Origin of the sequence: Stenotrophomonas tumulicola, from assembly GCF_014117215.1 — a bacterium.
GTDB lineage: Bacteria > Pseudomonadota > Gammaproteobacteria > Xanthomonadales > Xanthomonadaceae > Stenotrophomonas > Stenotrophomonas tumulicola.
Genome location: NZ_JACGXS010000004.1, coordinates 232,917 through 251,955, shown reverse-complemented (window position 1 = coordinate 251,955; position 19,039 = coordinate 232,917). Strand labels below are relative to the sequence as shown.

The following is a 19,039-nucleotide window of genomic DNA, read 5'->3' as shown; positions in this document are numbered from 1 at the left end:
TTACACCAACGGTTCGTCGGACAGGTAGGTATAACCGGTCAAGCCTGCTTCCAGCGCAGCGGACAGTTCCTGCGCGCGCTCGGCCGACAGCCCGGCGGCGGCCACGCGTTCTGCATACGTCGCACGCAGCTCCGCCAGGCTGTAGCCCACGTAATCCAGCATCACATCGGTGGTATCGCCCCGGCGCTGCTGGGTGATCGCATAACCATCGGCATCGGCCAGCACTTCCACCGCGTCGGTATCGCCGAACAGGTTGTGGATGTCGCCCAGGATCTCCTGGTACGCCCCGACCATGAAGAAGCCGATGCGGTAGCTTTCGCCGGCGTTCAACGCATGCAGTGGCAACGAGCTGTCCAAGCTCTCGTTCTCGACATAGGTCTTGACCATGCCGTCGGAATCGCAGGTCATGTCGGCGATGATGCCGCGGCGGTCCGGCTGCTCGTCCAGGCGCTCGATCGGCACGATCGGGAACACCTGGTCGATGGCCCATACGTCCGGGATCGATTCGAACACGCTGAAGTTGACGAAATACTTGTCTACCAGCCGCTCGTTCAACTCATCCAGCACCGGGCGATGGCTCTTCTCGTCGTAGCTCAGGCGCATGCGCACCGCATGGGCGATGGCGTAGAACAAGTCATCGATGCGCGCGCGCTGGGGCAGGTCGATCTGGCCCAGCGCATAGCTGGACAGTCCCTCGGCATGGAAATGCTGGGCCTCCTGGAACAGCTCCACCGCCGGGCGCTCGTCCAGCTCGGCATGGATCTCGCGCAGGTGGCGGATCGCCGCCGGCTCGTCGTCATGCTGGTCCGGCACGCGGCCTTCCTGCGCCTGCTCCACCTCGGACACGTTGGCGATCAACACCGCGTGGTGTGCTGTCATCGCACGACCGCACTCGGTGACGATGCGCGGCGGGGTCAGGCCATGCTCTTCGCAGGCATTGGCCAGCGGCTGCACGATGTTGCTGGCATATGAGTTCAACCCATAGTTGATCGAACAGAAGCTGCGCGAACGGGTGCCTTCGTAATCCACGCCCAATCCACCCCCCACGTCCACATGGGTGATCTTCGCGCCCAGCCGCGACATCTCGACGAAGTAGCGGGTGGCCTCGCGCATGCCATTGGCGATGTCGCGCACGTTGGAAATCTGCGAACCCATGTGGAAATGCAGCAGGCCCAGGCAGTCGGCGTACTCGGTATCGCGCAGCGACTTCCACAGGTCCAGCAGCTGGCGCGGCGACAGGCCGAACTTGGCCTTGTCGCCTCCGCTGTTCTGCCATTTGCCAGCGCCCAGCGAGGCCAAACGCATGCGCACGCCCAGGCCCGGCTTCACGTCCAGTGCCTTGGATTCTTCCAGCACCAGCTTCAGTTCGGACGGCTTCTCGATGACGATGTAGGTCTGCAGGCCCAGCTTGCGGCCGATCAGCGCCAGGCGGATGTACTCACGGTCCTTGTAGCCATTGCAGACGATCAACCCGCCCGGCCGCGACAGCGCCAGCACGGCCATCAACTCCGGCTTGCTGCCCGCTTCCAGGCCGAAGCCCTCGCCATGGTGGCTGGCCAGGGTGCCGGCCACGCCACGGTGCTGGTTGACCTTGATCGGGTACACCGCGGTATAGCCGCCCGGATACTCCCAGTCGGCCTGCGCCTGCCTGAAGGCGGCCTGCAGCTTGCCCAGTCGCTGGCCCAGGATGTCCGGAAAACGTACCAGCAGCGGCAGCTTGGCACCATTGGCGCGCGCCGCGTCGACCACGGCCGGCAGCGATACCACCGGGCCATCGGCCCCGGTAGGCCTCACCACCATGTGCCCCGCCTGGTCCACGTCGAAGTACCCATCCGCCCAATGCGGGATCGAGTAGGTCTTGCGGGCTTGGTCGAGGGACCAATCGGTCATTGCAGTCGGCCTGGTTGGTAAAAAAGGGGGTGCATGATAACCCCTGATCGACGACGGGTTCGTTATCATGCGCGCCCGCGCCCGTGACCGGTCCCCTGGACCTGAACGGACCTGCCCTGCGGTCTGCCACCGCCAGCCCAACTCCATCTCCTCCGAACAGGACTGCTCCCTCATGACTGACAACAACAACTGGTACATCGAGCATTTCGAGCGCACCGGCTCGGCCATCGGCTACCGCATCACCGGCAAGCTGGACGAGGTGCAGTCGGCGTTCCAGAAGATCGAGATCTTCCAGACCACCGATTGGGGCAACCTGATGACGATCGACGGGGCCATCATGCTGACCAGCAAGGACAACTTCTTCTACCACGAGATGATCAGCCACCCGGTGCTGTTCACCCACGCCGCGCCCAAGCGCGTGGTGATCATCGGTGGCGGCGACTGCGGCACGCTGCGCGAAGTACTCAAGCACAAGGGCGTGCAGAGCGTGACCCAGTGCGACATCGACGAGCAGGTCACCCGCATGGCCGAGAAGCACTTCCCGGAGCTGTGCGATTCCAACGGCGATGCACGCGCCGAGCTGATGTTCGACGACGGCGTGGCCTACATGGCCAACTGCCCGGCCGGCAGCGTGGACGTGGTGATCGTCGACTCGACCGATCCGGTCGGCCCTGGCGAAGGCCTGTTCAACAAGGCCTTCTACGAAAGCTGCTTCAAGGCCCTGAAGGACGACGGCATCCTGGTGCAGCAGTCCGAATCGCCGCTGATGCAGCTGGACCTGATCAATGAAATGCGCACGGAAATGGGCAAGGCCGGCTTCGGCTCGTTCAAGACCCTGCCGTTCCCGCAGCCGTGCTACCCCACCGGCTGGTGGAGCGTGACCCTGGCGCGCAAGGGCGAAAGCGGCTTCGACTTCCGCCAGGCCGATGCAGCCGCCAAGGGCTTCGACACCCTGTACTACACTGCCGCGCTGCACACCGGCGTGCTGGTGACCCCGCCGTTCGTACAGGCAGCGCTGAAAGCCTGATCCGGACCTGCGCGGGTTTCCTCCGTAGCGCCGGGCCATGCCCGGCGTTACGCAGCTGCATACACCCCCGCCGCCGGGCATGGCCCGGCGCTACAGGTTCCGCGCTTACAGCGCCCAGATACCAGCGATCACCGCCAGCACCAGGCCCCACTTGATCACGTGGTACGCCAGCGCGCTTCGCGCACGCAATGCCTTGGCCTTCAGCCGCACCTTGTACACGCCGCCAAACGCCTTGTTGACGCCACCGGTAGGATCGCCCGGCAGGTTCGGCGATGCACCGCCCGCCAGCAGCGTCGCCGCCACGGCGCGGTTGAACAGGGCCGGCAGTCCGAAGCGCAAGGGACGGGCGATGTCACAGAACAGGATCACCCGGTCCTGGTCGGTTTCATTGTGCGCATGGTGGATGTAGGTCTCGTCGAACATCATCCACTCGCCGTCGCGCCAGCTCTTCTTCACCCCGTCCACCACGATGTAGCAGCCGTCATCGTTGGGCGTGCTCAGGCCCAGGTGCAGGCGCAGCGAACCGGCGAACGGATCGCGGTGGGGGCGCAGTTCGCTGCCCGGTGGCAACTGCGCGAACATCGCCGCGCGCACGTCCGGAATGGACTCGATCAACGCCACGGTCTGCGGGCACAGCTGCTTGGCCGACGGATGCGATGGGCCATACCAGCGCAGGTAGAAGCGCTTCCAGCCACGGCGGAAGAACGAATTGAAGCCCGCATCGTTGAAGCTGCTGGAGGCAGCGATCTTCTGCGCATCACGCAGTGCCAGCGCCTCGTCGCGGATCACCTGCCAGTTCTGCCGCAGCGGCTCCAGCTGTGGAAAGTCCTTGCCCGGATCCAGGAACGCCGTGGTGGGCACCTTGGAGAACAGGTACATGACCACGTTGATCGGCGCCATGAAACTGGAATGATCCAGCAACTGCCGCGACCAGCGCGCGCGGACCTTGCCGCGGTAATGGATGTACAGCACGCAGGCGACGAACAGCACTGCCAGCACGATCTTGATCATTGGGATTCCTCCGGCATGGACCGGACGCAGGTTGCAGGGGCGGCGCCGCCATACCGCTACGCAGCGGGCGGACCGTGGGCGCACAAGGATGGGAGCAGGCCGAAAGCGGCCCCCGGCCACGGCGCGAGGGGAACAGTGAATGGTCGGCAGCCAGGGCGTCCGGGTCAAGCGCCGCAGCGTGGACGGACCCTTGCTGGGCGGCGTTGACCGCCTTCATTCATATGCTGTTTGGCTTCGCGTGGATGACTGCAGGCCCTGCAAATGCCTGATGCGTAATGATTTTTCAACAAATGAGACGGTTTTGTCCGAAATGACGTAATGCACTGTTTCAAATGCGACATGGTCATTAGCGAACTTGCCGGTACTAAAATTAACGGCAGTTCAGCCCGTCACCTTCTTCCACCGGTCCGCTTGACGCTTTGCGCCGCCCACCGGGTTGCCCGAGAACGTCATGAAAACGCCAACACTGCCTACCCTCGCCTGCGGCGACGAAGCCGCGATGCCGCTGCTGCTCAAGCGCGGTGAACGATTCCTGGAGCCGGATGTCTACCGTACCTGCCTAGATGGGCAGCCGGCCGTGGTCAAGGACTACACCCGTTATCGCGGCACCCCGCTATCGCTGCTTGCGCGCGTGCTGGTGCGGCGCGAAGCACGCATGCTGAACCGCCTGAGTGGCTGGAAGCATGCCCCGGCGCTGTTGGGCACCATCGGCGGGCTGGCGCTGGGCATGGAATTCATTCCCGGGCAGACCCTGAGCAGCGCGCAGATGGTCGGCAACGAAGTGTTCGAGCAATTGCAGCAGGCGTTGGACCGCCTGCATTCGGCTGGCATCACCCACAACGACCTGCATGGCACCAACGTGGTGGTCAGCGCTGGCGTGCCGGTGCTGCTCGATTTCACCTCGGCATGGCGCACCCCGCGCTGGCTGCGTCGTAATCCGATCAGCCGCCAGCTCAGTCGCAGTGACCTGAAGAACCTGGTGAAGATGCGCCAACGCCTGACCGGGCAGCGCCCCAGCGATGCGCTGGCAGCGCGCGTAGCCGACCCCGGCTGGGTCGCCGCCGTGCGCCAGGGCTGGAAGCGGTTCTACCGCTGGGCCAAGCAGCGGTAAGGCGCGACGCGTCGGTTACAGCGCGTCCGCGTCCAGTTCACCGGTACGGATCCGCACCACGCCGCCCAGGTCATACACGAACACCTTGCCATCGCCGATCTTGCCGGTGCCGGCCGCCTTGACGATGGATTCGACCACCGCATCGGCCTGGTCATCGGTGACGGCCACTTCCAGTTTCACCTTGGGCAGGAAGTCGACCACGTATTCGGCACCACGGTACAGCTCGGTGTGGCCCTTCTGCCGTCCGAAACCCTTCACTTCGGTGACGGTGATGCCGGTAACGCCGCGCTCGGCCAGCGCTTCGCGCACGTCATCGAGCTTGAACGGCTTTATCACCGCCATGATCATCTTCATCGTGAATCCTCCTGTGCTCCGGTCGCGAGGATAGCGCCTGCAGCCATCCGACGCGATGCGCCCATGCCTGTCCGTGCCCGCGACGGGGCAGTATTCTTGTCATCCATCCCCACACCGCCGCGCGTGGCCCGCTTGATGCGGATGCCCGCAGACAGGCCACGGAGCCCCATGATCGACCTCAACCACCTCGATGATCTTGCACGCCGTCTCAGCGACCTGGTACCGCCAGGCCTGCGCGAATCACGCGAAGAGCTGCAGGCCACCTTCAAGGGAGCGTTGCAGGCCGGCCTGGGCAAGCTGGACCTGGTGACCCGCGAAGAGTTCGACGTGCAGCGCGCGGTGCTGCTGCGTACGCGCGAAAAGCTGGACGCGCTTGAGCAGGCGGTGGCCGCGATGGAAAAACGCGACACCCCTTGATGCCACGCGGCACCCGCCATGCCAAGCGGTCCGTGCGCGGGCGGGGAGGCCAGGTACTGCAGCATCAACGCGGCAGGCCATCGCCATGCGAACAGTAACGACCCACGACTGGCTGCCTGCTCAAGGCTGGCCAGCCGTTCCCGGTGGATGACGGCCAACCGCCGTCATCCCGTTGCCTTGGCAAGCGGGCCAGCCCGCCTCACCCAGGCGTGTCAGCGCCAACCGCGATTGTGGCGATCATTGCCACGGCGGCCATTGTTCCAATGGCGCTGGTCATGACGGCTGGTGCGCTCGTAACGATAGTCACGGTCATAGCGACGATCACGGTCGTAGCGATAGTTGCGGTTGTCGCGACGGTCCTTGGTGGTCACGTTACCGATCGCGCCACCGGCGACAGCACCACCGGCGGTCATCAGCGGATCGCCATTGGACAGGACATGCCCGGCCACGCCACCGACCACCGCGCCAACGAGGGTGTTCTTGTCCTTGCGTGACATGGCGTCGGCATCGCCTGCGGCAACTACGCCAGCGGTGAGTGCCAATGCCAGGGCCAGGCCACGGAAGGTGAAAGCGGTTGAGGTGAGCATCATCGGATCCTCCGATAGGAAAGGTGATCAGCTGCAAGGAGCAGGCGGGGCATCGCCGCCCCCGCACCATCGAATCTGGTCGCCGAAGATTGCCGGAACATTGCGTACCCAGACATGAACCGGCGCCTGTTCAGGTTCGCGCAAGGCGACGGCAATGCGGTGCCGGAGCGGCCATGGCGCGGCGCAACGCCTGGCGAGTGGAGCGGTGGTCCAGCCGCATGGAACCCTTACAGCACAACGGGCTCCTCGCCGAACGCCTCCCTGCCCCGCGCCGCGCACACTCAGCTCATCCTCCCAACCCGGTGGTCACCGCATGAGCCTCGCGTTGGTCCATAGCCGCGCCCGCGCGGGTGCCGATGCTCCCCTGGTGCGCGTGGAGGTCCACCTCTCCGGCGGCCTGCCCGCCACCCAGATCGTCGGCCTGCCGGAAACCACGGTCCGCGAATCGCGCGAACGGGTCCGGGCCGCGCTGCTCTGCGCGCATTTCGAGTACCCGCAACGACGCGTAACCATCAACCTGGCCCCGGCCGATCTCCCGAAGGAAGGCGGCCGCTTCGACCTTGCCATCGCGCTGGGCATCCTCGCGGCCAGCGGCCAGCTCGATCCACGGCAGGTGGTGCGCCACGAATACATCGGCGAACTGGCACTGACCGGCGAGCTGCGTCCGGTGGATGGCGTGCTGCCCGCTGCGATCGCCGCAGCGGAAGCCGGCCGCACGCTGTTCGTGCCGCCGGCCAATGCCGCCGAAGCCGCGCTGGCCGAACATGCCGACATACGTATTGCACGCACCTTGCTGGAAGCCTGCGCATCGGTGGAAAACCCCGCTCGCCTGCCCCGCGCCGAGCGGGCTGCCGACGAACTGGATCCGCCGCTGGACCTGGCCGACGTGCGCGGCCAGCTCCATGCGCGGCGCGCGCTGGAAGTCGCCGCGGCTGGCGGCCACCATCTGCTGCTGATCGGCAGTCCCGGCTGCGGCAAGACCCTGCTCGCCTCACGGCTGCCCGGCATCCTGCCCGAAGCCAGCCAGGCTGAAGCGCTGCAGAGCGCGGCCATCGCATCCATCAGCGGCAGCGGGCTGGATCCGCGACGCTGGCGCCAGCGTCCCTTCCGCGCGCCGCATCACAGCGCCAGCCCGGCCGCCTTGGCCGGCGGCGGCAATCCACCCCACCCCGGCGAGATATCGCTGGCCCACCACGGTGTGCTGTTCCTGGACGAGTTGCCGGAATGGTCGCGCAACGCGCTGGAGATCCTGCGCGAGCCCCTTGAATCCGGGCACATCCGCATCAGCCGTGCTGCGCGCAGCGCGGTCTTCCCCGCACGCTTCCAACTGGTCACCGCGATGAACCCCTGCCCCTGTGGTTGGGCCGGCGACCGCAGCAATCGCTGCCTGTGCACCAGCGAACGCATCCAGCGTTATCGCGGCCGTGTCTCCGGCCCCCTGCTGGACCGCATCGACCTGCATGTCACCGTATCGCGCCTGTCACCGGAAGAACTGCGCGAAGGCGCGCCAGCGGGCGAATGCAGCACGGACGTACGGCAGCGGGTGATTGTCGCCCGCGAACGCCAGCACGCGCGCGGCGCGCTCAATGCGCACCTGGACAGCAAGGCGCTGCGGCGCTGTGCGCGCCTCGACGAGGCCGACCAGGCGCTGCTGGAACAGGCCATCGAACGCCTGCAGCTGTCCGCACGGGCAATGCACCGCATCCTGCGCGTGGCGCGCACGATTGCCGATCTGGCTGGAAGCGATGGCATCGGGACGGCGCATCTGGCCGAAGCGATCGGCTACCGCCAGCTGGATCGGGGCCAGCTGCCCGTAGGGACCTGAGCCGGCTACCAGTTCACGTACACCGGGTTTCCCAGCATGGCCAGGCTGCCATCCATTGCACGCACGTCCACCCGCAGCCAATGGCGCTTGCCGTCCGAGCGCCAACGCAGGCGCGCCTGCTGGCTGCCGTCGTCGCCGGGTTCCAGCGCGGCGAGTTCACGCCGGCCATCAACCACGAACTCCATCCGCACCGGGGTCGGGTAGTCCAGTTCGGCGCGAAGGATCGCCGCTTGTCCATCTTCCAGCGCCAATGCCTCACCCATGTCGGCGCGGCGTCCGTCGTCGCTTTCCAGCCACAGGTCCAGGCGGCTGCCGGCAATGTTGTGCACGTCCACCACCACCCGGCCACGCTTGATGGCGGCAAGGATGGCGTCGCGGGACAAGGCTTCGGCATGTACCAGCGTGGCCGGTACCCCGACAGGCGACGCACCGTCGACATCATCAGGATTGTGGCTGTCGCTGCCGCCGACGGCGGTCATGCGATGGCCCTGCTGCAGTTGCTGTTCCCAGAAGCCGACACCGGCGCGCGGGCCATCGGCCTGGCTGGCGTTGACCACTTCCACCGCGTTCACACGGTCCATGTCCACCGCGCGTGCCGGGGTCCAGCCACACCCCATGCAGTCTTCGCCGGACGGCAACGCCGGATGATTGATGGAGAACACGGCATCGCTGCCGGCCAGTTGCCGCAGCAGCGCATTCCAGTCCGGCAAGGTGTCGCCCAGGCGGAATGGCAGTGGCCCGTTGATGCCGAACACGTTGGCGTGGCCCTGGAAGGTGGTGACCTCCATGCCGGGAATCAGCAGCAGGCGGTCGAACCAGGGTTGATGGCGCACCAGCTCCTGCAGGTGCGAAACGGTGTTGTGCTCGGTGACCGCGACGAAATCCAGCCGCTGCCGCACCGCAGCCTGGAGGCTGAGGAACAGCGGACAGGACACCTTGCGGCCCTGCTGGCTGCTGCAACTGCCGTCACTGTGGGTGCTGTGCATGTGCAGGTCACCGCGGTACCAGCCTGGCGCGGCGCGCAGGACCAGATCGGTCCGGTCCTTGCCCGCCTGCACTTCCGCCTCGCTCCACAGGGTCACCTCCACGTGGTAAGGCGTGCGCACGCCGGCACGGATATTGGGCACGCCCAGCAGCACTTTCCACTCGCCCCGTGGCACGGCACCGGGCAGGTAGCCACCGGTGGCGTCATAGCGCGACACCGAGATGGCCGAACGCGACCCACCGCTCCAGCCGCGGAACCCATCGGCGTCCAGAAGCCCAAGGTCGATCACGGTCCGATCCTTTGCGCCATCCTGCCGCAGCTGGACACCGACCCGGCCGGTACCGGCCGGCACCTGGAACGGCAGCTCCAGATAGCGCTGGTGGTCCTTGCCGTCCAGCGTGCCCTGCAGTTGCAGCACCTCGGCTGCCTGGGCGGCGCCGGCAGCGACCAGTGATGCCAGCAGGAGCAAAAGCAGGCGCCGCATCAGAAGCGGTACATCAGGGCCAGGCGGTAGTTGCGGCCAAGCAACGGCCGGGCGATGAAGGTGTTGGCGCCGGCGTCGTCGCTGGCCAGTTCGCCTGCACGCGGGTTGCCTTCGGTCAGGCCGAGTGAATTGGTGACGTTGTCGACGTAGCCATAGACCGACATGCGATCGGTCAGCTCGTAGCGCGCACTGAAGTTGAGCAGTTCGTAGGACGGCAGGCGCACCGAGTTGGCGGTATCGACGAAGCGCTCTCCCTGGTGCTCGGCGGCTACCTGCAGGCGCAGGCGCTGGTCCAGCAGGTTCAGGCCGGCCACTGCGCGCAGGCTCAGTTCCGGTATGCGGATCAGCTGGTTGCCGATGAAGTCGCGCAGCACCGGTGCGCCATCGACCAGTTCGCTGTAACGCAGGTCGCGGTACTGGGCGTCCTGCCAGGTGGCATTGACGCGCAGGTCGAACCAGTCGATGGGGTACCACGCCGTTTCCAGTTCAAGGCCGAACGTGCGGGTGCTGGCATAACCCGTCTCGCTGGTGGACACGCCGGTGTCCGGATCGAAGTGGTAATTGCTGAAGCCGACGTTGTCGTACTTGGTGTAGAACGCGGTGGCGTAGGCACTGAACAGCGGATTGGCGAACTTGAAGCCAACTTCGGCCAGGTCCATGGTCTGGGTATCGGCGCGCCGGTCATTGCCGGCCACGCAGGCCGCGACGGTCTCGGCCGACGCCGCGTTGCAGTTGTCGTTACGGGTTAGGTAGTTGCCCAGGCTCGGCAGGCGGAATGCCGAGGTCCAGCGCCCGAACATGCCCATGCTGTCGCTGAACTGCCAGTTGGCACCGAGCGACCAGCCCAGGTCGTCTGAAGACAGATCGTGGTTCACGTACAGGCCCGATCCGGACAGCATCTGCGAGGTGGCCAGCGTGCCGCCATCAACACTGCGGCGCACTTCGTTCCAGCCACTGCTGCTGGCTTTTTCCCAGCGCAGGCCGCCATCGATGCGCAGCTTGTCGTTCACCTGCCATTCGTCGCTGACATAGAAGGCGTGGCTCTTCTGCTCGCCGGATGCGTTGTTCCACTCGTAACCGTAGCGCCACACGCCGTTGTCGCTGAGCGTCTGCAGCACTTGGCCATTGGCATCCAGCGCCACCAGGTCGAGCAGGCTGGCATTGTCCTTTGCATCCAGCAACACGCTGGATGAGTATCGGCTGTAGTCCTCCTTGGTGGAGGCCATGTAGTAGCCGAGGGTCAGGTTGTGCTGTTGCCCGCCGAAGTCGAAGCTGCGCATCAGGCGGGTGTCATTGATGAACTCGCGGACCGGGATATCCAGCCCGCGCAGGCCGCCCATCACCAGCAGGCCATTGCCATTCTGGGCGGCCGTATCGAATGCGCCGCTTCCGTTGACATAACGCAGGCCCAGCGCGCTTGCACCGGGCACCGTGCCCAGCAGGCGCGCCTGGCCATCGAGGAAGTTGGCCGCCGTGTCCAGCGAATTGGGAAACACGCCATTACGGATGGTATCGGTCTTGCTGAAGCGCGCCGACTGCGCCAGTTCCCAGCCCGCGCCCAGCTCGGTCTCCAGCTTGAGCGTGACCTGGTCGCGTTTGACGTGGGTGCCTTCGCTGTTGTCGAAATCCCAGCCGCGACCATCGGCGGTCTTCATCGACAGGTACCGGGTTTCCGGGCCGGCCAGCGTGCCATGGTTGCCATCGATTCCCGGCACCGCGCGGATGTCGCCGTTGCGGTTGGTGTACATCGGGATGCCCAGGTAAAGCGCGACCCGGTCGTCCAGGTGCTTGGCGTCGATGCTGAAGCGGCCGCCTTCGAATTCCTTGGCCAGGTTGAGGCGGAACTGGCCACCGTCGTTGCCGTTGAAACCGGGATCGCGCACGCCGTCTTCCACGCGGTAGAAGCCGCCCAGCAGCAGTTTCCAGCCATTGGCCAACGGGCTGCCGTAGGCGAAATCCAGCCGGTTCAGGCCACTGTCGCCAACGGTGTATTTGAATACCCCGCTGGCTTCCTCGCCCACCTGGCGCGGAATGAAGTTGATGGCGCCTGCCGGGGCATTGGAATACATCACCGAGGCCGGACCACCGCGCACCACTTCCACCCGCTCGATGGTTTCGTCCAGGCGGAATGCCTGGTCGCCGTTGAGATAGCCCAGCGCCGGATCATGCACGACCGGAATGCCGTCCTCCAGCAGCGTGACCGAACCGAAGCCGTCCACCGGAATGCCGCGCGCGCGGATATTGCCGCTGGCCTCGCCACCGGAAGCCTCCACCCAGAAACCCGGTACCGATTTGAGCGCCTCGGTGACGCTGGTCGGCGCCTGCATGCGCAGCTGTTCTTCCTCGATGTTGGTGATCGAGTAGCTGGTCTCGGCCTTGGTGCGGGCACCGACGCCGCTGCGCCCGGTGACGATCACCGTATCCAGGTCCCTGGCAGATGCGCCGTGGGAGGTGGCCGCTGCATCCTGGGCGAAGGCCGAGGCAGGAACCAGGAAAGAAGCAAGAAGAATGCTGCTGACAGCAGCGGCAAGGCGATTGCTGGGCACGGCGTGATCGACCATGGCTTGACAGAGCCGCCGATGCTGTCATTGCCGGATGACCGATCCATTGCGGTTTGTTGAATATCTCATAGCGCCTCGCCCCGCTCGGCGGGCGACACGGCGCCATCGCAAGAACCACGCCGGAACCGCGTGGCCGGCGCTACACCTTCGGTTCCGACGCCTGCTGCAGCCGCTGCAGGAAGGGCACGGTCCTGCAGTGCTGTTCCATCGACCACAGCATCTTCCAGGCATCGGTTTCGCCATTGGCGCTGGCCAGTCCAAGCAGTTCGGCAGAGGCCTGCTCCATGGCGACCAGCGCCTTGCGCACATGCACCAGCTCGCGGCGCCCCTTGGCCGTCAGGCTCACCAGGGTACGGCGTCGATCAGCCGGATCGCCCTTGGACTTCACCAGCGACAGCCGGGTCAGTTCCTTGATCCAGGAGATCACCAGCGGATGGGACTGCCGCAGCAGGCCAGCAAGTTCAGTCACGCCCAGCGCTCCATGTGCGTCCAGGGCCAGAAGCGTTGACATGGTACGCGGCGGCGCGGTCACTCCAACCGTGGGATACCAGTCGGCCGCCCCCTGCACCAGTTCGTCGGCCAGGCGCCGAAGCAGGTGTGCGAGGAAAGCCGGGCCTTGCTGCTGGATGAAATCGCTCATTGCGTCCTTCCGGGGGGTGGGATTGACGCGCCCAAGCATAAACGTCAACATTTACGTAAATCATAACGCATATCGGGATGGCCATGCGAACGCCTGCCTTTGCCGTGATCCTCGTCCTTGCGGCATTCCAATCCGCTGCCAGCACAGCCCAGCCACCTGCAATCGAATCCGGGGCCGGCTCCTGCCTGGTCGGCAGCTATGACATGGCTGATGGCAGCACGCTCGATATCGGCCCAGGGGCAGGGGATGCCTTTCGATGGCGTCGTCCCGATGGCCAGACCAGCGCGCTGGCCAGGCAACGCGATGGAAGCTGGCGCAGCACGCTGGGATGGACCGACCGCCCCGATGGCCATGAGCTGTCGGTGGAAAACTGCGAAAGCGGTGCAATCCGCTTCGATGGTGTTGCCGGCCAGCGGCAACCCCTCGTGCAGGTCGATACGCGCTTCCAGGGCAGTGGGGTCATGCTGCGCGGGCGGCTGACGCTGCCACCAGGCCAGGCGCGGGTGCCCCTCGTCGTGCTGGTCCACGGCGCGGAACGCTCATCGGCGCTGGAAAGTTATTCGCTGCAGCGCGAGCTGGCCAGCCAGGGCATCGGAGTCTTCGCCTACGACAAACGCGGCACGGGTAAGTCGGAGGGCCGCTATACACAGGACTACCTGACCCTGGCTACCGATGCGATCCATGCATTGCACGAAGCCCGGCGCCTGGCCGGCAAGCGGGCGGGGCGCATCGGCTACCAGGGTGGCAGCCAGGGCGGCTGGGTGGCGCCGCTGGCGGCGCGGATCGAACCGGTGGACTTCGTGATCGTCAGTTTCGGCTTGGCCGTCTCACCCATCGAAGAGGATCGCGAAGCCATCGCCTTCGACATCAGCCGCGCCGGCTTCGGCCCGGATGTCCAACGCAAGGCGCGAACCGTGGCGGATGCCAGCGCAGCCATCATCTCCAGCAACTTCACCGAAGGATTCGACAGGCTGGACGCGCTCAAGCAGGAGCATGGGCAGGCGCCATGGTTCCGGTTCGTGCGCGGCAACTTCACCTCCTACCTGCTCACCACGCCGGAGGCGGATGCACGCAGGGATTTCCCTGCGCTGCTGGAGGGCATACCGGCCCACTACGATCCGATGCCGGTGCTGGCCAATCTTGACGTGCCGCAACTGTGGATCCTGGGCGGGCAGGATCGCGATGCGCCGCCCTTCGAGACCCTGCATCGGCTGCAGGAACTGCAGCACGCCGGCCGCCCCGTTGTCACCGCGGTGTTTCCACTGGCCGACCACGGCATGTACGAGTTCGAGACGCGTCCGGATGGTGAACGCATCTCCACCCGCCAGCCGCAGGGCTACCTGGAGATGATGGCCGACTTCATCAAGAACGGACGTATCGCCACCCGATACGGCAATGCAACGCTGTCACCCGGGCCGCGATGACCACGCCAAAGTCATATCCCTCCCTCAGTCCCCGCCCCCTCCTCCCTCGCGCCTGAGCCCGATCATGCTGCCGAAGTTGAGCTGCACGCTGAGTCCGAACGCGAACAGGTTGTCTGGCAGCACCGGCGTATTGGGCAGGCCGGAGTTATCGGGGTGGACGATGTATTGCACGTTGGGAATCACCACCACGCCGCGGCTGGGATGCCAGCCGTAATTGAGTTCGAACGCGAACTGATGAGGATTGTTGCTACCCTCACCGCCGGCACGGATACGTGCATCGCGCAGGTAAGCCTGCTCCTTGTCGGTGAGGTTGAAGTAGGAAACCGAGAAGCCGAGCGTATCCTGCGGACGTGCTGCGGACGGACCGGTCATCACCAAGCCGGCATGGATCTGCTGGCGCATGATCTCCTCCACCTCCAGCTGTTGCGAGATGCCGCCGAACAGGTTCAGGCCGCGCATGGAGCCAGGTCCCGGCCGCCACACCACGCGCTCGCCCATTGCATAGACACCGGTGCGGTTCGCATTCACGCGGCGGGCGGAACCACCGTACAAGCCGCGCGAACGTCCGTCGGTGTTGTAGAACCGATCGCTGTATGGCGCAGTGCTGACGTAGCCGCCCAGCTTCAGCGCGAAGGGGGGAAGATCGGCTTTCGCATCGGCGCGGTTCCAGCCCCACTCCACCGGCACCGTGACCCCGGTGGCATCGGCCACTGAAAAATCCGTTCCGTTGCTGGCCGCCGATGTTGGGTTGACCTCGAACACGCCGGTTTCGACATAGGTGTGCGGAGTGGGCTTGAACTGCACGTTCACGCCCCACGTCGCCGAGGGCAACAGGCTGAAACCGGATTGGGCGTTGATCAGCCGCGGCAGGCCGCAGTGCGTGGCGGACTGGAACTGGCAGTTCGCGCTCAGCTTGCCGTAATAGCTCGTGGTGCCCAGCCGCCCCACCACCAGGTCCAGCCGGTTGTCCATCAGCTTCTGCTCGTAAGCGAACAGGCCCAGGTGCAGGTGGGTGTACTCGTTCTTGTAGATGTGCTGCTGCTTGGTGAACGTTCCGGTCGTATCGTGGTTCAGGCCATGGCCGTAATCACGGTAGACCGTGACGTGGAAACTGCCGCCGCGCACGCCGAACAGCGTGTCCAGGTCCAGGTCGGCACCTGCATTGAACTGGCCGACGTTGCTGCTGCCCTGGTCCACGCCGCCCGTGGAGTTCCCGGCATACTGGTTGATCAGGTTGGCACGCAGGAAGACCCCCTGCTGCGCCCAGCGACGGAGCACGGCGGCCAGCGACGGATCGTAGCCACCCTCGGCGGCCGTGGCACCAGCAACTGCCTCCGCTATTGCGGGTGCAGGCGTGTCGTTGGCGGGCGCTGCCAGCGCGCCGCCGCTGGCAGCCAGGCACAGGCTGCCTATACCCATCAGGGTAGTGGATTTCATCGTTCTGCCCTCCCAGGCACATGGCGCGCGGTCAGGCCGCGCGATAGCCACTCTGCAGTTCGTGGTCCAGCTGCTTGCGGTCGATGGCGTTCTCCCACTTGCCCACCACCAGGGTTGCCACGCAGTTGCCGGCGATGTTGGTGAACACGAAGGCCGATGCCAGGATGCGGTGGACGCCCAGTACCAGCGCGATGCTGTTGACCGGTATGGACTTGGTCGCGGCCAGGGTCATGGCCAGCACCGCGATGGCCGAACCTGCCACGCCCGCCCCGCCCTTGGACGTGACCAGCAGCACCGCCAACAGGCCCAGCTGCTGCTCCCACCCCATCGCCGTGCCGGTGGCCTGGGCCAGGAACACACTGACTGCGGCAAAGTACAGGCAGGTGCCGTCATGGTTGAAGCTGTAGGCGGTGGGCAGCACCAGGCCCACCACCGATTCCTCCACCCCCAGCTTCTTCAGCTTGTGGGTCAACTGCGGGAACACGCTTTCAGAGGAATTGGTGCCGATCACCAGCACCAGCTCCTCGCGCACGTAGCGCATCAGCTTGAGCAGGCTGAACCCGGCGTACCAGGCAATCGGCGCCAGGACCACCACGAAGAAGATCACGCAGGTCAGGTAGAACTCGCCGATCAACGCAGCCAACGGTACCAGCGACTGCAGGCCGAACTTGGCAACCGTGAAGGCAATGGCACCGAAGGCGGCGATCGGGGCGATCTTCATCGCCACGCGGATCACCCAGAACAGTGCCTGCGACACCGTGTTGATGCCATCCAGCACCGGCTGTGCGCGGTTGCCCAGCGATGCCAGCCCGCACGCGAACAACACCGAGAACACCAGTACCTGCAGGATCTCGCCCTTGGCGAAGGCATCCACTGCCGATTTTGGCACCAGGTTCAACAGGAACTCGCCGAAGCTCATGCTCGCGGCCGGATGTATCGCCTCGCCCGGGTTGTGCAGCGCCGCCGGGTCGATGTGCATGCCCGCGCCGGGCTGCATGATGTTGATGGTCACCAGGCCGATCACCAGCGCGATGGTGGTCACCACCTCGAAGTAGATGATTGCCTTGATCGCGATGCGTCCCACCTTGCCCAGGTCGCGCACGCTGGCGATGCCATGGGTAACGGTGCAGAAGATGATCAGCCCCACCACCATCTGGATCAGCCTGACGAACACATCGCCCAGTGGCTTGAGCTGCTGGCCGATGTCCGGCGCCAGCGCGCCCACGGCCACGCCCAGTGCCATGCCGGTCAGCACCTGGAAGGTCAGGTCTTCGTAGAAGCGCTTGCGACGTGCGGGCCTGGGCAGGGGAACGGAAGAAACGGGAGTGGCCATGAGGCGGGATTCCGGGTTCGGTGGTACAGGCGGAAAGAAAGGTGCCGTCCGTGGCGGGAGGGATCAGTTGCCGTCCGCGCCCAGCAGCGCGCGTGCCGGGGCGAAGACTTCATCGCTGGTGAGCCGGCGCGGCAGCAGGTCCTGCTGCAGGCAGGCATCGATGGTGAACTGCACCGGTGCGTGCAGGCGCTCGAAGCCGAACAGGGTCTGGCGCGGTCCTTCCAGTTGGCCGTTGGCTTCGGCATCGGCCTGCCGCAACAGGGCGTAGGCGGCCCTCACGGCACCGGGCCGCTGTTCCACCGCATCGCGGCCGGCAACCACCATGTGGTTGATCGGCATGAAGCCATGCTGCCGCCACCAGGCGTGGTCGCGCGCCGCCGCATTGGCGATCAACGGCAGGTAATCATCGCCGGCAGGCAGGTCGTTACCCAGGATGGCCGCGTCCACTTCACCCCCATGCAGCATGTCCAACGTCCTGCGATCGCCTTCGACGGTCTGTACGTAGGGAGGATTGTGGTACTCGGCCACATGCGCCGGGTCATGGGTCACCCATGTCACCTGACGCGCGTCCACGCCGAAGTCTTCTGCCAGGTGCGCGCGTACCCACATGCCGGTGGTCTGGGTATAGGCGCGCACGCCGACACGCCGGCCCGCCAACGCCTGTGCCGCCGGCACCCCATTGGGGCGATAGCCGATCAGGCAGCTGCGCTGGAAGCGCGACGCCACCACGGCCGGCAGCAGCACCACCGGACGTCCATGGGCAATGGCCTGCAGCGCGGTCACGATTGCCAGTTCGCACAGGTCGAACGCCTGTTCCCGCACCATCGGCGCGAACGCCTTGTGCACCGGCTCGACCTGCTGGAACCGCAGGTCCACGTCCGGATGGGCCATGCTTCCCTCGCGCAGGGCGCGGGTATGCGGGTAATCCGCCAGCACGGTCTTCAGCACCGATGTGCTCATGCGGCGTCCGCCTGCGCCTGGAACGGATACAGGCCACGCGCGGTGCCGTTGAAGATCGCCGCACGCTGCCCGTCGGGCAGCGCCGCCAATACCTGGCGTGCCAGCGTCGCCAGTCCGGGCAGCGTGCCGGCTGCGGCCGGGAAGTTGGATCCCCATGCGATGCGGCTGGCACCGAAGGCGGCCACGATCACCTGCAGGAAATCGGCGGCGGTGGACGCGCCCTCAGCGGCGGCGGCAAGCGTGCGATTGGTCAACTTCAGGTGCACGCCCGGGAAGGCGGCCATGTCCAGCAACCCCTGCGCGGCGGCATAGGGCGCACCATCGGCCAGCGGCGGGCGCGCGCAATGGTCCAGCAGCACGTTGACCCTGGGGAAGCGCGTGAGCAGGTCGCGCAGTACCGGCAGACCCTCCATCGTCATCTGCAGGCAGACCGGGATGCCATGCGCTTCTGCTTGCGCCCAGGCCGGATAGGAATCCGGGTGCCCCAGCCAATCGCCTTGGCCGGGCATGGTGCTGCCCGTGGTGAACAGACGGAAGCCGTGCAGTCCCTGCTCTTGCCAGTACGCGATGCGTTCGACGGCGTCGGCTGCCATTGCATCGAGCGAGTACACGCCCACCAGGCGGTCACGATGGGCGCGCACCGTATCGGCGACGTAGCGGTTGTCGTGCCCATACACCGTCGAAGCCTGCACCACCACGGCCTGTTCGATGCCTGCCGCGTCCATCGCGCGCAGAAGGCCATCGGCATCGACGGGACGGGCGCGCGACCATTCGGACTGGCGGCCGCCGATGGGATCGACGGGATAGCGCGCGGCGTCGGGGGAAATCACATGGGTATGGGTGTCGAACAGCTTCACGAACGCCTCGGATCGGTGGGGGAGGAAATGGAGGTGCCATTGATTTTGTGCAGCGCATCATTCCGCCTGCCTGCTACGGGGAAGAACTATCCGCAACTTTCCCGCTGCTTCCAAATTGGTTTTATGATCCGGGCAT

The 19,039-nt window shown here is 65.7% G+C and carries 16 protein-coding genes; 5 read left to right on the top strand and 11 right to left on the bottom strand.

Annotated features, from left to right (window positions below):
- Positions 1-1,890 (bottom strand): arginine decarboxylase, encoded by a 1,890-nt coding sequence (gene speA / locus H4O11_RS10655; protein ID WP_182339395.1) that lies wholly within the window; start codon positions 1,888-1,890, stop codon positions 1-3.
- Between the two features lie 172 nt (positions 1,891-2,062).
- Between speA and speE the strand changes: the two genes are divergently transcribed.
- On the top strand, positions 2,063-2,917 hold the full coding sequence (gene speE / locus H4O11_RS10650; protein ID WP_182339394.1) for a polyamine aminopropyltransferase: 855 nt from the start codon (positions 2,063-2,065) through the stop codon (positions 2,915-2,917).
- Positions 2,918-3,022: 105 nt separating this feature from the next.
- Here the strand turns inward: speE and H4O11_RS10645 are convergent, their stop codons facing one another.
- Positions 3,023-3,928 (bottom strand): aspartyl/asparaginyl beta-hydroxylase domain-containing protein, encoded by a 906-nt coding sequence (locus tag H4O11_RS10645; protein WP_182339393.1) that lies wholly within the window; start codon positions 3,926-3,928, stop codon positions 3,023-3,025.
- 451 nt (positions 3,929-4,379) lie between these two features.
- Between H4O11_RS10645 and H4O11_RS10640 the strand changes: the two genes are divergently transcribed.
- Complete coding sequence (locus tag H4O11_RS10640; protein ID WP_182339392.1) at positions 4,380-5,039, top strand: RIO1 family regulatory kinase/ATPase domain-containing protein; 660 nt, start codon at positions 4,380-4,382, stop codon at positions 5,037-5,039.
- A gap of 15 nt (positions 5,040-5,054) precedes the next feature.
- Here the strand turns inward: H4O11_RS10640 and H4O11_RS10635 are convergent, their stop codons facing one another.
- A complete protein-coding gene (locus H4O11_RS10635; protein ID WP_182339391.1) occupies positions 5,055-5,393 on the bottom strand; it encodes a P-II family nitrogen regulator in 339 nt (112 codons plus the stop codon).
- 168 nt (positions 5,394-5,561) lie between these two features.
- Between H4O11_RS10635 and ubiK the strand changes: the two genes are divergently transcribed.
- Positions 5,562-5,810 (top strand): ubiquinone biosynthesis accessory factor UbiK, encoded by a 249-nt coding sequence (gene ubiK / locus H4O11_RS10630; RefSeq protein WP_182339390.1) that lies wholly within the window; start codon positions 5,562-5,564, stop codon positions 5,808-5,810.
- A gap of 212 nt (positions 5,811-6,022) precedes the next feature.
- On the opposite strand, the gene H4O11_RS10625 is transcribed toward ubiK, so the two are convergent.
- Positions 6,023-6,397: a glycine zipper 2TM domain-containing protein gene (locus tag H4O11_RS10625; protein WP_182339389.1), complete on the bottom strand. Its 375-nt coding sequence runs from the start codon at positions 6,395-6,397 to the stop codon at positions 6,023-6,025.
- Positions 6,398-6,710: 313 nt separating this feature from the next.
- On the opposite strand from H4O11_RS10625, the gene H4O11_RS10620 reads away from it, so the two are divergent.
- Positions 6,711-8,222, top strand: a complete 1,512-nt coding sequence (locus H4O11_RS10620; protein ID WP_182339388.1) for a YifB family Mg chelatase-like AAA ATPase — start codon at positions 6,711-6,713, stop codon at positions 8,220-8,222.
- Between the two features lie 5 nt (positions 8,223-8,227).
- Here H4O11_RS10620 and H4O11_RS10615 read toward each other — a convergent pair whose 3' ends face one another.
- The 3 genes from H4O11_RS10615 to H4O11_RS10605 form a co-directional block, all read right to left on the bottom strand.
- On the bottom strand, positions 8,228-9,691 hold the full coding sequence (locus H4O11_RS10615) for a CehA/McbA family metallohydrolase (RefSeq protein WP_182339387.1): 1,464 nt from the start codon (positions 9,689-9,691) through the stop codon (positions 8,228-8,230).
- Entirely contained in the window at positions 9,691-12,237 is a 2,547-nt protein-coding gene (locus H4O11_RS10610) for a TonB-dependent receptor (RefSeq protein ID WP_343042817.1), read from the bottom strand. The genes H4O11_RS10615 and H4O11_RS10610 overlap by 1 nt, the downstream gene beginning before the upstream one ends.
- A 154-nt stretch (positions 12,238-12,391) precedes the next feature.
- The gene (locus H4O11_RS10605) at positions 12,392-12,892 is read right to left on the bottom strand and encodes a MarR family winged helix-turn-helix transcriptional regulator (protein ID WP_182339385.1); all 501 of its coding nucleotides are present in this window, start codon (positions 12,890-12,892) and stop codon (positions 12,392-12,394) included.
- Between the two features lie 83 nt (positions 12,893-12,975).
- On the opposite strand from H4O11_RS10605, the gene H4O11_RS10600 reads away from it, so the two are divergent.
- Positions 12,976-14,316, top strand: coding sequence for an alpha/beta hydrolase family protein (locus tag H4O11_RS10600; protein WP_182339384.1), 1,341 nt, complete (start codon positions 12,976-12,978; stop codon positions 14,314-14,316).
- Positions 14,317-14,340: 24 nt separating this feature from the next.
- Here H4O11_RS10600 and H4O11_RS10595 read toward each other — a convergent pair whose 3' ends face one another.
- From H4O11_RS10595 to H4O11_RS10580, 4 genes are all read right to left on the bottom strand, one after another.
- Positions 14,341-15,753 carry a carbohydrate porin gene (locus tag H4O11_RS10595; RefSeq protein ID WP_182339383.1) on the bottom strand — a complete coding sequence of 471 codons (1,413 nt, stop codon included), beginning with the start codon at positions 15,751-15,753 and terminating at the stop codon, positions 14,341-14,343.
- A gap of 31 nt (positions 15,754-15,784) precedes the next feature.
- A complete protein-coding gene (gene dctA / locus H4O11_RS10590; RefSeq protein WP_182339382.1) occupies positions 15,785-17,086 on the bottom strand; it encodes a C4-dicarboxylate transporter DctA in 1,302 nt (433 codons plus the stop codon).
- A gap of 63 nt (positions 17,087-17,149) precedes the next feature.
- Positions 17,150-18,046, bottom strand: coding sequence for a substrate-binding domain-containing protein (locus tag H4O11_RS10585; protein ID WP_182339381.1), 897 nt, complete (start codon positions 18,044-18,046; stop codon positions 17,150-17,152).
- A complete protein-coding gene (locus tag H4O11_RS10580) occupies positions 18,043-18,903 on the bottom strand; it encodes an amidohydrolase family protein (RefSeq protein ID WP_182339380.1) in 861 nt (286 codons plus the stop codon). Before H4O11_RS10580 ends, H4O11_RS10585 begins: the two co-directional genes overlap by 4 nt.
- Positions 18,904-19,039: the final 136 nt, after the last annotated feature.

Bases quoted from the DNA above. Each gene is read 5' to 3' on its own strand.
- speA (WP_182339395.1), bottom strand. From the start codon at position 1,890: ATGACCGATTGGTCCCTCGACCAAGCCCGCAAGACCTACTCGATCCCG.
- H4O11_RS10605 (WP_182339385.1), bottom strand. From the start codon at position 12,892: ATGAGCGATTTCATCCAGCAGCAAGGCCCGGCTTTCCTCGCACACCTG.
- H4O11_RS10595 (WP_182339383.1), bottom strand. From the start codon at position 15,753: ATGAAATCCACTACCCTGATGGGTATAGGCAGCCTGTGCCTGGCTGCC.
- H4O11_RS10640 (WP_182339392.1), top strand. From the start codon at position 4,380: ATGAAAACGCCAACACTGCCTACCCTCGCCTGCGGCGACGAAGCCGCG.
- dctA (WP_182339382.1), bottom strand. From the start codon at position 17,086: ATGGCCACTCCCGTTTCTTCCGTTCCCCTGCCCAGGCCCGCACGTCGC.
- H4O11_RS10645 (WP_182339393.1), bottom strand. From the start codon at position 3,928: ATGATCAAGATCGTGCTGGCAGTGCTGTTCGTCGCCTGCGTGCTGTAC.
- H4O11_RS10615 (WP_182339387.1), bottom strand. From the start codon at position 9,691: ATGCGGCGCCTGCTTTTGCTCCTGCTGGCATCACTGGTCGCTGCCGGC.
- H4O11_RS10620 (WP_182339388.1), top strand. From the start codon at position 6,711: ATGAGCCTCGCGTTGGTCCATAGCCGCGCCCGCGCGGGTGCCGATGCT.
- H4O11_RS10600 (WP_182339384.1), top strand. From the start codon at position 12,976: ATGCGAACGCCTGCCTTTGCCGTGATCCTCGTCCTTGCGGCATTCCAA.
- ubiK (WP_182339390.1), top strand. From the start codon at position 5,562: ATGATCGACCTCAACCACCTCGATGATCTTGCACGCCGTCTCAGCGAC.
- speE (WP_182339394.1), top strand. From the start codon at position 2,063: ATGACTGACAACAACAACTGGTACATCGAGCATTTCGAGCGCACCGGC.
- H4O11_RS10585 (WP_182339381.1), bottom strand. From the start codon at position 18,046: ATGAGCACATCGGTGCTGAAGACCGTGCTGGCGGATTACCCGCATACC.
- H4O11_RS10635 (WP_182339391.1), bottom strand. From the start codon at position 5,393: ATGAAGATGATCATGGCGGTGATAAAGCCGTTCAAGCTCGATGACGTG.
- H4O11_RS10625 (WP_182339389.1), bottom strand. From the start codon at position 6,397: ATGCTCACCTCAACCGCTTTCACCTTCCGTGGCCTGGCCCTGGCATTG.